General features: G+C 60.1%; 11 protein-coding genes. 8 read left to right on the forward strand and 3 right to left on the reverse strand.

Annotation, left to right across the window (positions count from 1 at the left end; all coding sequences use genetic code 11):
• Positions 1-772: 772 nt before the first annotated feature.
• Positions 773-2,002, reverse strand: a complete 1,230-nt coding sequence (serA, locus tag JOE33_RS15445) for a phosphoglycerate dehydrogenase (RefSeq protein ID WP_032614772.1) — start codon at positions 2,000-2,002, stop codon at positions 773-775.
• Positions 2,003-2,162: 160 nt separating this feature from the next.
• Between serA and JOE33_RS15450 the strand changes: the two genes are divergently transcribed.
• The 4 genes from JOE33_RS15450 to JOE33_RS15465 all read left to right on the forward strand — a co-directional run bounded on the left by JOE33_RS15450 (position 2,163) and on the right by JOE33_RS15465 (position 6,444).
• Positions 2,163-3,557, forward strand: coding sequence for an FAD-binding oxidoreductase (locus tag JOE33_RS15450; protein ID WP_010434116.1), 1,395 nt, complete (start codon positions 2,163-2,165; stop codon positions 3,555-3,557).
• A 66-nt stretch (positions 3,558-3,623) separates the two neighbouring features.
• The gene (locus tag JOE33_RS15455) at positions 3,624-4,289 is read left to right on the forward strand and encodes a fumarylacetoacetate hydrolase family protein (protein ID WP_010434117.1); all 666 of its coding nucleotides are present in this window, start codon (positions 3,624-3,626) and stop codon (positions 4,287-4,289) included.
• A gap of 181 nt (positions 4,290-4,470) precedes the next feature.
• A complete protein-coding gene (locus tag JOE33_RS15460; RefSeq protein ID WP_010434118.1) occupies positions 4,471-5,415 on the forward strand; it encodes an SdiA-regulated domain-containing protein in 945 nt (314 codons plus the stop codon).
• Positions 5,416-5,538: 123 nt separating this feature from the next.
• The gene (locus tag JOE33_RS15465; protein WP_025991018.1) at positions 5,539-6,444 is read left to right on the forward strand and encodes an SdiA-regulated domain-containing protein; all 906 of its coding nucleotides are present in this window, start codon (positions 5,539-5,541) and stop codon (positions 6,442-6,444) included.
• 45 nt (positions 6,445-6,489) lie between these two features.
• On the opposite strand, the gene rpiA is transcribed toward JOE33_RS15465, so the two are convergent.
• The gene (gene rpiA, locus JOE33_RS15470) at positions 6,490-7,161 is read right to left on the reverse strand and encodes a ribose-5-phosphate isomerase RpiA (protein ID WP_010434120.1); all 672 of its coding nucleotides are present in this window, start codon (positions 7,159-7,161) and stop codon (positions 6,490-6,492) included.
• A 160-nt stretch (positions 7,162-7,321) separates the two neighbouring features.
• On the opposite strand from rpiA, the gene ilvA reads away from it, so the two are divergent.
• On the forward strand, positions 7,322-8,836 hold the full coding sequence (gene ilvA / locus JOE33_RS15475; protein WP_209924099.1) for a threonine ammonia-lyase, biosynthetic: 1,515 nt from the start codon (positions 7,322-7,324) through the stop codon (positions 8,834-8,836).
• A 412-nt stretch (positions 8,837-9,248) separates the two neighbouring features.
• Positions 9,249-9,677, forward strand: coding sequence for a DUF2269 family protein (locus JOE33_RS15480; RefSeq protein ID WP_096125555.1), 429 nt, complete (start codon positions 9,249-9,251; stop codon positions 9,675-9,677).
• A gap of 13 nt (positions 9,678-9,690) precedes the next feature.
• Here JOE33_RS15480 and JOE33_RS15485 read toward each other — a convergent pair whose 3' ends face one another.
• Positions 9,691-10,347 (reverse strand): HAD family hydrolase, encoded by a 657-nt coding sequence (locus tag JOE33_RS15485; RefSeq protein WP_187625290.1) that lies wholly within the window; start codon positions 10,345-10,347, stop codon positions 9,691-9,693.
• A gap of 142 nt (positions 10,348-10,489) precedes the next feature.
• On the opposite strand from JOE33_RS15485, the gene JOE33_RS15490 reads away from it, so the two are divergent.
• Together JOE33_RS15490 and ptsP are read left to right on the forward strand one after the other, a co-directional pair.
• Positions 10,490-10,969, forward strand: coding sequence for an RNA pyrophosphohydrolase (locus tag JOE33_RS15490; protein WP_002555745.1), 480 nt, complete (start codon positions 10,490-10,492; stop codon positions 10,967-10,969).
• A gap of 21 nt (positions 10,970-10,990) precedes the next feature.
• Entirely contained in the window at positions 10,991-13,270 is a 2,280-nt protein-coding gene (ptsP, locus tag JOE33_RS15495) for a phosphoenolpyruvate--protein phosphotransferase (protein ID WP_003420161.1), read from the forward strand.
• Positions 13,271-13,429 lie beyond the last annotated feature (159 nt).

The raw sequence follows: 13,429 nt of genomic DNA on the forward strand, positions 1-13,429 counted from the left end.
TGAGGATGCAGCTCTGGACGCTCTGCGTCAGATTTCCAGACGTATGACGCAGAGCGTCACGAACGGCATTCCTACGCTGGAGCGTGAGGAACGATAGGTGTTCGCGAGACCACTGATCGTGTCCATGACCTGCGTGGGCATGCAGCTCTGGACGCTCTGCGTCCGATTTCCAGACGTGTGACGCAGAGCGTCACGAAAGGCATTCCCACGCTGGAGCGTGAGGAACGATAGGTGTTCGCGAGATCACTGATCGTGCCCATGCTCTGCGTGGGCATGCAGTTCTGGACGTTCTGCGTCCGATTTCCAGACGTGTGACGCAGAGCGTCACGAAAGGCATTCCCACGCTGGAGCGTGAGGAACGATAGGTGTCCGGAAGATCACTGATCGTGCCCATGCTCTGCGTGGGCATGCAGTTCTGGACGCTCTGCGTCCGATTTCCAGACGTGTGACGCAGAGCGTCACGAAAGGCATTCCTACGCTGGAGCGTGAGAAACGATAGGTGTCCGGAAGATCACTGATCGTGCCCATGCCCTGCGTGAGGATGCAGCTCTGGACGCTCTGCGTCCGATTTCCATACGTGTGACGCAGAGCGTCACGAAAGGCATTCCCACGCTGGAGCGTGAGGAACGATAGGTGTCCGGAAGATCACTGATCGTGCCCATGCTCTGCGTGGGCATGCAGTTCTGGACGTTCTGCGTCCGGTCTTGAAGGGGCGGTGTAGCGCGGGAAATTACAGAAAGCGTGCCCACACGGGGTGGGCACGGCGATCAGATCAGAACAACACGCGGCTGCGGATGGTGCCTTTGATCTGTTGCAGCTTGGCCTGAGCGAGGTCGGAGTATTCGGCGTCGACGTCGATGACCACGTAGCCGACTTTCTCGTTGGTCTGCAGGAACTGACCGGAGATGTTGATACCGTTCTCGGCGAAGACCTTGTTGATCTCGCTGAGCACGCCCGGGATGTTTTCGTGGATGTGCAGCAGACGGTGCTTGCCAGGGTGCGCAGGCAGGGCGACTTCCGGGAAGTTGACCGAGGACACCGACGTACCGTTGTCGCTGTACTTGACCAGCTTTTCCGCGACTTCCAGACCGATGTTGGCCTGCGCTTCGGCTGTGGAACCACCGATGTGCGGCGTCAGGATCACGTTGTCCAGACCGCGCAGGGGGCTCTCGAAAATGTCGTCGTTCGAGCGCGGCTCGATCGGGAACACGTCGATGGCGGCGCCGATCAGGTGCTTGTCCTTGATGGCGTCGGCCAGTGCGTCCAGCTCGACCACCGTGCCACGCGCAGCGTTGATCAGGATGCTGCCCTTCTTCATCGCGCGGATTTCTTTTTCGCCGATCATCCACTGGGTTTCCGAGGTTTCCGGAACGTGCAGCGTGACGATATCGGACATGCCCAGCAGCTCGTTCAGGCTCGATACCTGAGTGGCGTTGCCCAGTGGCAGTTTGGTCAGCGTGTCGTAGAAGTACACCTGCATGCCCAGACCTTCGGCCAGCACCGACAGCTGCGTACCGATCGAGCCGTAACCGATGATGCCCAGCTTCTTGCCACGGATCTCGAAGGAATTGGCCGCGCTCTTGATCCAGCCGCCACGGTGGCAGGAAGCGTTCTTCTCGGGGATACCGCGCAGCAGCAGGATGGCTTCGGCCAGCACCAGTTCGGCGACCGAACGGGTATTGGAGTAGGGCGCATTGAACACTGCGATACCGCGCTCGCGCGCCGCGTTGAGGTCAACCTGGTTGGTGCCGATGCAGAAGCAGCCGACCGCAACCAGCTTCTTGGCGCAATCGAACAGCTCTTCGGTCAACTGAGTACGGGAGCGGATACCGATGAAATGAGCGTCGGCGATCTTTTCTTTCAGTTCGGCTTCCGGCAGAGACTTGGTGTGGTACTCGATGCTGGTGTAACCGGCTGCCTTGAGGACGTCGACAGCGGATTGGTGGACGCCTTCGAGAAGAAGGAACTTGATCTTGCTCTTGTCGAGGGAAGTCTTGCTCATCTGCGTAAACCTGTGTCCCGAAGAAAATTGGCAGGGGGTGGCCGGATCGGCGCTGGGCACGACTCGCGGGGGGCGTATGCTAGCATATGAGCCCCGCGAAACCTCATCCGGAACGTGAACCGTTCTCAGGATGCCCATGAATCGTTCGAGAGTTGATTCAATGACCGATCGCGTTTTGATTGATGAGCTGCAGACCCTGGTTGAACCCGGCAAGGTACTCACTGACGCCGGTTCTCTGGAGACTTACGGCAAGGACTGGACCAAGCAGTTCACCCCCGCACCATTGGCCATCGTATTCCCCAAGACCACCGAACAAGTGCAGGCCATCGTACGCTGGGCCAATGAACGGCTCGTGGCGCTGGTGCCTTCGGGTGGACGAACCGGGCTTTCGGCGGCCGCGGTGGCCGCCAACGGCGAAGTGGTCGTTTCGTTCGATTACATGAACCGGGTGCTGGATCTGAACCTCACCGACCGCACGGCGGTCTGTCAGCCCGGCGTGATCACCCGACAATTGCAGGCGCTGGCTGAAGAAAACGGCCTTTATTACCCGGTCGACTTCGCGTCTTCGGGCTCCAGCCAGATCGGCGGCAATATCGGCACCAATGCGGGCGGTATCAAGGTCATTCGCTACGGCATGACGCGCAATTGGGTCGCCGGCCTCAAGGTGGTCACCGGCAAGGGCGACCTGCTGGAGCTGAACAAGGACCTGATCAAGAACGCCACCGGCTACGATTTGCGTCAGCTGTTCATCGGTGCCGAAGGTACGCTGGGCTTTGTCGTCGAAGCGACCATGCGCCTCGATCGCGCGCCGAAGAACCTCACCGCGATGGTGCTGGGCACCTCGGACTTCAACTCGATCATGCCGGTGCTGCATGCCTTTCACGGCAGGCTCGACCTGACGGCCTTCGAATTCTTCTCGGACAAATCCTTCGCCCGGGTCATGGCGCGTGGTGACGTGCCGTCGCCTTTCGACACGCCATGCCCGTTCTATGTGTTGCTGGAATTCGAAGCAACCACCGAAGACCTGGCCGATCAGGCCCTGGCGACTTTCGAGCACTGCGTCGAGCAGGGTTGGGTGCTGGACGGCGTGATGAGCCAGAGCGAGCAGCAATTACGCAACCTGTGGAAGCTGCGCGAGTACATCTCGGAAACCATCTCGCACTTCACGCCGTACAAAAACGATATCTCGGTCACAGTCTCGAAAGTGCCCGAGTTCCTGGCTGAAATCGATGCCATCGTTGCCGAACACTATCCGGACTTCGAAGTGCTGTGGTACGGCCACATTGGCGACGGCAACCTGCACCTGAACATCCTCAAACCCGAGAGCCTCGACAAGGACGAGTTCTTCGTCAAATGTGCCCGGGTCAACAAGTGGGTGTTCGAGACCGTCGAAAAGTACAACGGCTCGATTTCGGCCGAGCACGGCGTCGGGATGACCAAGCGTGACTATTTGACGTACAGTCGCTCGCCGGTCGAAATCGAATACATGAAGGCGTTGAAAGCGGTGTTCGATCCCAACGGGATCATGAATCCCGGAAAAATCTTCGCCGTTTGATCCGTCGCAACAGTTTGATCCGCCGCAACAATAAGCAGGCTACCTCTTACAGCCTCAGGAGACGTCATGAGCTACCAGCACAAATATGTCGATGGCACCAACATTCACTTCCCGCTGGGTAAAGTGGTCTGCATCGGGCGTAACTACGCCGAACACGCCAAGGAACTGGGCAACGCGGTGCCTACCGAACCGCTGCTGTTCATGAAACCCGGCAGCGCGGTGGTTGCGCTGGAGGGTGGCTTCACCATCCCGGCAGACCGTGGTTCGGTGCATTACGAAGCCGAGATCGTGGTGTTGATCGGCAAGCCCCTGAGCAAGGACCCTTCGCGCGAAGAAGTACTCGACGCGATCAGCGGTTTTGCGCCTGGCCTGGACCTGACGTTGCGTGACGTCCAGTCGCGTTTGCGTGAGAAAGGCCTGCCGTGGGAGCTGGCCAAGTGTTTCGACGGCGCTGCGGTGATCCCGCCGTTCGTGCCCGCCGAGACCTTCCCTGATCTGGAAGACATCGGTATCCGCCTGACCCTCAATGGCAAGGTGGTTCAGGACGGCAACAGCAGCATGATGCTCAACCCGATCGTGCCGATGATCCAGCACATGGCAGCCAACTTCTCGCTGCAGGCCGGCGACCTGATCATGACCGGCACGCCTGCCGGTGTCGGGCCGTTCGAAGCCGGCGACCAGATCGCTCTGGAACTGGTCGGGCAGACGCCGTTCGAGAGCGTCGTCAGGTAAGCCGACAGCATTTCAGGCAGCGCCCAAAGCCACGCGGGATTACTCTCGGGTGGCTTTTGTTTATGGGGTGACTGATAGTCCAGTCGGTTTTGCGTTTTTTTCACACCTGTTCTGGATAATCCGGCCGTCCCTGCAAGGGCACCACGTCGTCATGAAGTCTCATTTGCTCAGGAACACATGAATGGCCAGTACTGCCGCAACGCCGCCTCGTACCAAAAAACGCTTCGCTTTCCTGCGCAACATGCGCTGGTATTCGTGGTTGTTAGTGGTTGCCTTGCTGGGCTATGGGCTGGCTTTCATCATGCATTGGGATGATCGCGCGCTGCTCTGGTTTCAGGAGCGGTTCGAGAGCAAGGCAGGTCGTCACGCCAGCATCTGGCTGCCGGACTACCATGTGGATATCGACGCAAAAGTGTTGCCAGGCATGGAAAAGGACGAGGCGTCGGACCTGTCCTATAACCCGGTGACCAAAACGCTGTTTGCGGTCATGGGCAAAAATGCGTTTCTGGTAGAACTGACGCTCACGGGCGATGTGCTGCGCAAGATCCCCTTGGTGGGCTGGAGCAATCCGGAAGGCGTTGCCGTCATGAACGATGGCCTGATTGCGATCACTGACGAGCGCCAGCACAAGCTGACCATCGTTAAAGTGAATGCAGACACCACCACCCTGAACATCGCGGATTTCCCCCAGTATGAACTCGGCAAGTCCTCCAACCAGAACAAGGGCTTCGAAGGCGTCGCCTGGGACCCGCAGCGTCAGCAGCTGATACTGGGTGAGGAACGGCCTCCCGCGCTGTACACCTGGAAAAGTGATGGTAGCGACGTGCTGACAGGCGACAAGCAGCCGCTACCAAGTCGCTCGCTGGACATGCGCAATCTGTCCTCGTTGAGCATCGACCCGCGCACGGGCCACATGCTCGCGCTGTCTGCCGATTCGCACATGTTGCTGGAAGTCGATGATCAAGGCGAGCAGGTGAGCTTCATGACATTGTTGGGCGGCATGAACGGTTTGAAGGATACAATTCCGCGCGCAGAAGGCGTCGCCCTCGATGAGGCCGGTACGCTGTATATGGTCAGCGAACCGAACCTGTTCTATTCGTTTCACAGGGCGCTTCACAAGCACTGAGCCAGGACGGCAGCTACACAGGTCGCCGATACACTCGGCAAAACATAGCACCATGCCATTAAGCTTGCTTTCAGGATGGCATGGTATCAATCCCGTCCGCTCAATCCGTCCGAGTCACCTTTCATGCGTCGCTCTACTCGCTCTTTAGTCCTGCTTCTCGCCCTTGTACCCCTGATCGTGGTGTTCGTGATCGCCAATCAACGATACCGCTATGTTGAAAGCGCCCTGTTCGACTGGCAGGTGTTCTGGCAGTCCGACTCGCTTCAGTCCATTGGCCTGGACCAGTACCGCGTTGTCACAGAAGCACAGGTGATCGACGGGCTGCAGGATGATGTCTCGGGCCTTAGCTACGACCCGGACCGCAAGAGTCTGTTTACCGTGACCAACCAGAACCCCGAACTGGTCGAGCTGAGCCTGGACGGTCGCGTCCTGCGGCGCATTCCGCTGGTGGGGTTCGGTGATGCCGAGGCCGTCGAATACATCAGCCCGGGCACCTACGTGATCAGCGATGAGCGTCGGCTCCGGCTGATTCAGATTCACGTCGATGACAACACCAAAAGTCTCGATGCAGCCCAGGCCGAGCAACTGACGCTGGGTATCACCGCCAGCGGCAACAAGGGCTATGAAGGGCTGGCCTATGATTCGGTCGGCAAGCGCCTGTTTGTCGCCCGCGAGCGTGATCCGGTGCAGATCATCGAAGTGCGCGGCTTTCCCAAGACCAACTCCGAGGCTCCCGGCAATCTGCAGGTCATCTCCAACAGCAAGCGTGATGGCCGATTGTCGGTTCGTGACCTCTCCAGCCTGCAATTCGATGAAACCAGCGGCCACTTGCTGGCGTTGTCCGATGAATCGAAGCGCATTCTCGAACTCGACACCAGCGGTCATCCGATTGGCAGCGGCTCGCTGGCAAAAGGGGCGATGGGGCTGAGCAAGGACGTTCCGCAGGCTGAAGGGATGGCCATGGACGCGGAAGGGACGCTGTATCTGGTGAGCGAGCCGAACCTGTTTTACGTGTTCCGCAAGCCTTGAGCCTGTGAGGCACATGCCCACCTTGCGTGGGCATGACCGGTTTTATCAGCGCGTCAGGGTTTTCACGCCTTCAGCGGTGCCCAGCAGCAACAAGTCGGCCGGACGTGCGGCGAACAGGCCATTGGTGACCACGCCGACGATGGCGTTGATCTGTGCTTCCAGCTCCGCCGGATTGGTGATGCTCATGTTGTGCACATCAATGATGATGTTGCCGTTGTCGGTCAGAACGCCTTCGCGATAAACCGGGTCGCCGCCCAGTTTCACCAGTTGCCGTGCAACGTGGCTGCGGGCCATCGGGATGACCTCGACCGGCAGCGGGAACGCGCCCAGCACCGGCACCAGCTTGCTGCCGTCGGCGATGCAGATGAAGGTCTTGGCCACCGCCGCGACGATTTTTTCGCGAGTCAGTGCCGCGCCGCCGCCCTTGATCAGGTTCAGGTGCTCGTCGCTTTCGTCGGCACCGTCGACATAGAACTCCAGATCGCTGACCGTGTTCAGCTCATAGACCGGAATGCCGTGCGCCTTGAGGCGCGCCGCAGTGGCTTGCGAGCTGGCGACAGCGCCGTCAAAGGCGGCCTTGTGCTTTGCCAGCGCATCGATGAAGCAGTTGGCCGTGGAGCCGGTGCCGACGCCCACAATGCTTTTGTCATCGAGCTTCGGAAGGATGAAGTCGACAGCTGCCTGGGCGACTGCCTGTTTGAGTTGATCCTGGGTCATGCGGGCTCCACGGTGCCTGATGTAGGTAGAAGAGGGGAATGCAAAAAGGCCCGCATTATAGCGGCGACTGCGCCGCAAAGCCCTGTCATTCGTATGGTCGTCTTTCAGTACGCAGAGTAGACTTCCCGACCTTGCCCGCTTCGTCAGTGATGCCACCCCGATGCTTGAACAGTACGTCAAGAAAATCCTCACCTCGCGCGTCTACGACGTCGCCATCGAAACGCCGCTGCAAGGCGCTCGTCAGCTGTCCGAACGGCTGGGCAATCAGGTGCTGCTTAAGCGCGAAGACCTGCAGCCGGTGTTCTCGTTCAAGATTCGCGGCGCGTACAACAAGCTCGCGCAATTGCCCGCAGAGCAGACTGCGCGTGGGGTAGTGACGGCATCAGCGGGCAATCATGCACAGGGCCTGGCGCTGGCGGCGCGTGAGTTGGGGATCAAGGCGACCATCGTCATGCCGCGCACCACGCCGGAGATCAAGGTCGAAGGCGTGCGATCGCGGGGTGCCACTGTGGTGCTGCACGGCGACTCCTTCCCGGAAGCGCTGGCCTACTCGCTGAAGCTGGTCGATGAGCAGGGTTTCGTCTACATCCATCCGTATGACGACCCTGACACCATCGCCGGGCAAGGCACGGTGGCGATGGAGATCCTTCGTCAGCAACCGGGCCAGCTGGATGCGATCTTTGTCCCGGTCGGCGGTGGCGGTCTGATTGCCGGTATCGCGGCCTACGTGAAATACCTGCGCCCGGAGATCAAGGTCATCGGCGTCGAGCCGGACGACTCCAACTGCCTGCAGGCGGCGATGGCCGCCGGGGAGCGTGTGGTACTGAGCCAGGTCGGGCTGTTTGCCGATGGCGTGGCGGTAGCGCAGATCGGCCATCACACCTTTGAGGTGTGCCGCCATTATGTCGACGAAGTGATCACCGTCAGCACCGACGAGATCTGCGCGGCGATCAAGGACATCTACGACGACACCCGCTCGATCACCGAGCCGTCCGGCGCGCTGGGCGTGGCCGGGATCAAGAAGTATGTCGAGCAGCGCGGCGTCAGCGGTCAGACGCTGGTGGCGATCGACTCCGGGGCCAACGTCAACTTCGACCGTTTGCGTCACGTGGCCGAGCGCGCCGAACTGGGCGAAGGTCGCGAGGCGATCATTGCCGTGACCATTCCCGAACAACCGGGCAGCTTCAAGGCCTTCTGCGAGGCCATCGGCAAGCGGCAGATCACCGAGTTCAACTACCGCTACCACACCGACCGCGAGGCGCACATCTTCGTCGGCGTGCAGACCCATCCCGAGAACGACCCGCGCAGCGCCCTGATTGCCAGCCTGACCGAACAGGGTTTCCCGGTGCTGGACCTGACCGACAACGAACTGGCCAAACTGCACATTCGCCACATGGTCGGCGGGCATGCCGAGCGGGTGAATGATGAAGTGGTACTGCGCTTCGAGTTCCCGGAGCGACCGGGCGCGCTGTTCAACTTCCTCAACCGCCTGGGCGGGCGCTGGACCATCTCCATGTTCCACTACCGCAACCACGGCGCAGCCGATGGCCGCGTGGTTGCCGGGCTGGTAGTGCCGGAGGAAGAGCGGCATCTGGTCGGCGCTGCGCTGGACGAGATTGGTTACCCGTATTGGGACGAAAGCGAGAACCCGGCGTACAGACTGTTTCTGGGCTGAGGCCGTGGATATTTCTCGCTCTTCACGCTCCGCGTCACAAGAGGACGCAGAGCGTCCAGACCGGCATGCCCACGCGGAGCATGGGCACGATAGTGTGATCCCTGACGACTATCGTTCCTCACGCTCCAGCGTGGGAATGCAGTTCACGACGCTCCGCGTCGCAAGAGGACGCGGAGCGTCCAGACCGGCATACCCACGCGGAGGATGGGCACGATAGTGTTATCCCTGACGACTATCGTTCCTCACGCTCCAGCGTGGGAATGCAGTTCACGACGCTCTGCGTCGTAAGAGGACGCAGAGTGTCCAGACCGGCATACCCACGCGGAGCATGGGCACGATGGCTTTCAAGGCGCGACTCTTGTGTCCGCGCTGCTAAACTCACTCAAGCCCGATCCAAGAGGAACACCGCGTCATGGAACCCATCATCGCTCTCAATACCCTGCATATCGCCGCCATCGCGTTGTTGCTGATCAGCGCCCTGGTGTTGGCCAGTGGGGTGGTCAAAGTGCGTCTTGAAGGCGACACGACCGTGCAGAATCGCCTGCTCAAGCGGCCTTTACTGTTTTTCTGGGTGTTGATGGCCGTGTGCCTGGCGACGTTGCCGTTCAGTGGCTGGTGGCTGGTGCATTTGAAAGGGTTGTCACTGGGCCAGACCTGGGTGCTGGGCAGCAGCGTGCTTTACACCCTTGGGCTGTGCAGTTGGGTCTGGCTGCTGGCCAGGCTCAACCGGTTGCGTCTTGGTGCCAACGGCGGCAAGCGCGGCTTTACCCTGGCGCTGACGGTGATCAGCGTCGTGTGTTTCGTGGCGATGGCCGGTCTGACGGGCTTCAAACCGGCCTGAGCATTGCCGGCACTCAGTGACGCAGGGTTATCACCGGCCAGCCGCGTCGCTCGGCTTCGGCACGCAATTTATCGTCCGGGTCGACCGCAACCGGGTTGGCCACCTGCTCCAGCAGAGGCAGGTCGTTCATCGAGTCACTGTAGAAATAGCTGTCCTCAAGGCTGAACGCGTTGTCTTGCAGCCACTGATTGAGGCGCGTGACCTTGCCTTCACGGAAGCAGGGCACACCTGTGGTGTGGCCGGTATAGCGTCCGTCCAGCATCTCGCATTCGGTCGCCAGCAGCGTATCGATCCCCAGTTGCGCCACGATAGGTGCGGTCACAAAGCGGTTGGTGGCAGTGATCACCACCAGCTTGTCGCCGGCCTCACGGTGTTTGGCGATCAATTCCAGCGCTTTGGGCAACATGATCGGTTCGATGCAATCGCGCATGAACTCGCGATGCCACTGCTCAAGCTGCGCCATGTCAGTGTTGCCCAGAATCTCCAGAGTAAAATTCAGGTAGTCGGTCATGTTCAGCGTGCCGGCCAGGTAATCCTGATAGAACTCGTCGTTGCGGGTCTTGTAGGTCGCGGCATCAAGGATCCCGCGCCGGCACAGGTAATCGCCCCAGGCGTGATCGCTGTCGCCGCCCAGAAGGGTGTTGTCGAGGTCGAATAAAGCCAGGCGCATAGGGTTACTCGCTGAAATAGTTGAAAAAAGAGCCCCAGAATACGAGGTTTTCACAAGTCTTCACATAAGGTGATAAGCCTCGTTGCTGGTTTGATCGCCTTTGTGGAACAATGCGGCGACATGCGTTTGCGAGGTTGTTGCCGTGATCGACCCCGATGGTTTCCGTCCTAATGTCGGGATTATTCTGACAAACGATGCTGGTCAGGTCCTATGGGCTCGGCGTATTAACCAGGATGCCTGGCAGTTTCCTCAAGGGGGTATCAACCCGCAGGAGACGCCGGAAGACGCGCTTTATCGTGAATTGAATGAAGAAGTCGGTCTGGAACGACATGATGTGCAAATACTTGCCTGCACTCGGGGCTGGTTGCGCTATCGTCTGCCGCAAAGACTGGTCCGTACCCACAGCCAGCCGCTGTGCATCGGCCAGAAGCAAAAATGGTTTCTCCTGCGCCTGATCTCCAACGAGCAGCGGGTGCGGATGGATTTGACCGGTAAACCGGAGTTCGATGGCTGGCGCTGGGTCAGTTATTGGTATCCGTTAGGCCAGGTGGTGACATTCAAGCGCGAGGTGTATCGACGCGCACTCAAAGAGCTTGCCCCGCGCCTCTTATCGCGCGACTGACACGGAGTTCGACCCCGAGCCATGCTCAATACGCTGCGCAAGATCGTCCAGGAAGTTAACTCCGCCAAGGATCTCAAGGCGGCGTTGGGCATTATTGTGTTGCGCGTCAAGGAGGCCATGGGCAGCCAGGTCTGCTCGGTCTACCTGCTCGATGCCGAGGTCAACCGCTTTGTCCTGATGGCTTCCGAAGGCCTCAACAAGCGCTCCATCGGCAAAGTCAGCATGGCACCGAATGAAGGCCTGGTCGGTCTGGTCGGTACGCGCGAAGAACCGCTGAATCTCGAAAACGCTGCAGATCACCCTCGTTATCGCTATTTCGCCGAAACCGGTGAAGAGCGCTACGCCTCGTTCCTGGGCGCGCCGATCATCCATCACCGGCGTGTGGTCGGTGTGTTGGTCATCCAGCAAAAGGAGCGCCGTCAGTTCGACGAGGGCGAAGAAGCCTTCCTGGTCACCATGAGCGCGCAACTGGCGGGCGTTATCGCGCATGCCGAAGCGACCGGCTCGATCCGCGGTCTGGGTCGTCAGGGCAAAGGCATTCAGGAAGCCAAATTCGTGGGTGTGGCCGGTTCGCCGGGCGCAGCGGTCGGTGTTGCCGTGGTCATGCTGCCGCCTGCCGATCTGGAAGTGGTCCCCGACAAGACCGTCACTGACATCGCTGCCGAGTTGGCGCTGTTCCAGAACGCTCTGGAAGGTGTGCGCGGTGACATGCGCACCCTGTCGGCCAAGCTCGCCACCCAGTTACGCCCCGAAGAGCGGGCGCTGTTCGATGTCTACCTGATGATGCTCGACGACGCTTCGCTGGGCAGCGAAGTGACCGACGTCATCAAGACCGGCCAGTGGGCGCAGGGCGCCTTGCGCTCGGTGGTCAGTGAGCACGTCAAACGTTTCGAACTGATGGATGATGCCTACCTGCGCGAGCGGGCGTCGGACGTCAAGGACCTGGGCCGCCGTCTGCTGGCCTATCTCCAAGAGGCGCGGCAACAGGCGCTGGTCTATCCCGACAACACGATTCTGGTGAGTGAAGAGCTGACCCCGGCCATGCTCGGCGAGGTGCCTGAAGGCAAACTGGTCGGTCTGGTGTCGGTTCAGGGTTCCGGCAACTCCCACGTTGCGATTCTGGCGCGGGCCATGGGTATTCCCACGGTCATGGGCCTGGTGGATTTCCCTTATTCCAAGGTCGATGGCATCGATCTGGTGGTCGACGGCTATCACGGCGAAGTCTTCACCAACCCCAGCGAAATCATGCGCAAGCAGTTTGGCAAGGTGGTGGAGGAGGAGCGTCAGCTCTCCCAGGGCCTGGATGCCCTGCGCGAACTGCCTTGCGTCACCCTCGACGGGCATCGCATGCCATTGTGGGTCAACACCGGTCTGTTGGCCGACGTGGCGCGTGCGCAACAGCGTGGCGCCGAAGGGGTGGGGCTGTACCGAACCGAAGTGCCGTTCATGATCAACCAGCGCTTCCCGAGTGAAAAGGAACAGCTGGCGATCTACCGCGAGCAACTGGCCGCCTTCCATCCTCTGCCGGTGACCATGCGCAGCCTGGACATCGGTGGTGACAAGTCGCTGTCCTACTTCCCGATCAAGGAAGACAACCCGTTCCTCGGCTGGCGCGGTATTCGCGTCACCCTCGATCACCCGGAAATCTTTCTGGTCCAGACCCGCGCCATGCTCAAGGCCAGCGAGGGCCTGAATAACCTGCGCATCTTGCTGCCGATGATCTCCAGCACTCACGAAGTGGAAGAAGCGCTGCACCTGATCCACCGCGCCTGGGGCGAGGTGCGCGACGAAGGCACCGACGTGCCGATGCCGCCGGTGGGCGTGATGATCGAAGTGCCGGCGGCGGTCTACCAGACCCGCGACTTGGCGCGTCAGGTGGACTTCCTCTCGGTCGGCTCTAACGACCTGACCCAGTACCTGCTCGCGGTGGACCGCAACAACCCGCGGGTGGCCGATCTCTATGATTACCTGCACCCTGCAGTGCTTCAGGCCCTGCAAAGCGTGGTGCGTGATGCCCACGCCGAGGGCAAGCCAGTGAGCATCTGCGGCGAAATGGCGGGTGATCCGGCAGCAGCGGTGCTGTTGATGGCGATGGGCTTCGACAGCCTGTCGATGAACGCCACCAACCTGCCGAAAGTGAAATGGATGCTGCGCCAGATCAATCTCAGCAAGGCCAAGGAACTGCTGGCGCAACTGATGACCAACGACAACCCGCAAGTCATCAGCAGCTCCCTGCAACTGGCGCTGAAAAACCTCGGCCTGTCGCGGATGATCAATCCGAGCTCCGTCAAAGGGCACTAAGCGCTTCCAATGCTTTCGTGAGCAAGCTCACTCCCACAGTGGGGACACATTGCCGTTGTAGGAGCGAACTTGTTCGCGAAGAGGCCGGTACAGACTCCGGGGAATGGGCGTTTGGGCTACTGCCTTCGTGAGCGAGCTCACACACACACACACACGCCT

The organism is Pseudomonas sp. PvP027, from assembly GCF_017833005.1.
Classification (GTDB): domain Bacteria; phylum Pseudomonadota; class Gammaproteobacteria; order Pseudomonadales; family Pseudomonadaceae; genus Aquipseudomonas; species Aquipseudomonas congelans.

Coding starts and splice junctions, on each gene's coding strand:
- serA (WP_032614772.1), bottom strand. CDS start 2,002: ATGAGCAAGACTTCCCTCGACAAGAGCAAGATCAAGTTCCTTCTTCTC.
- JOE33_RS15450 (WP_010434116.1), top strand. CDS start 2,163: ATGACCGATCGCGTTTTGATTGATGAGCTGCAGACCCTGGTTGAACCC.
- JOE33_RS15455 (WP_010434117.1), top strand. CDS start 3,624: ATGAGCTACCAGCACAAATATGTCGATGGCACCAACATTCACTTCCCG.
- JOE33_RS15460 (WP_010434118.1), top strand. CDS start 4,471: ATGGCCAGTACTGCCGCAACGCCGCCTCGTACCAAAAAACGCTTCGCT.
- JOE33_RS15465 (WP_025991018.1), top strand. CDS start 5,539: ATGCGTCGCTCTACTCGCTCTTTAGTCCTGCTTCTCGCCCTTGTACCC.
- rpiA (WP_010434120.1), bottom strand. CDS start 7,161: ATGACCCAGGATCAACTCAAACAGGCAGTCGCCCAGGCAGCTGTCGAC.
- ilvA (WP_209924099.1), top strand. CDS start 7,322: ATGCTTGAACAGTACGTCAAGAAAATCCTCACCTCGCGCGTCTACGAC.
- JOE33_RS15480 (WP_096125555.1), top strand. CDS start 9,249: ATGGAACCCATCATCGCTCTCAATACCCTGCATATCGCCGCCATCGCG.
- JOE33_RS15485 (WP_187625290.1), bottom strand. CDS start 10,347: ATGCGCCTGGCTTTATTCGACCTCGACAACACCCTTCTGGGCGGCGAC.
- ptsP (WP_003420161.1), top strand. CDS start 10,991: ATGCTCAATACGCTGCGCAAGATCGTCCAGGAAGTTAACTCCGCCAAG.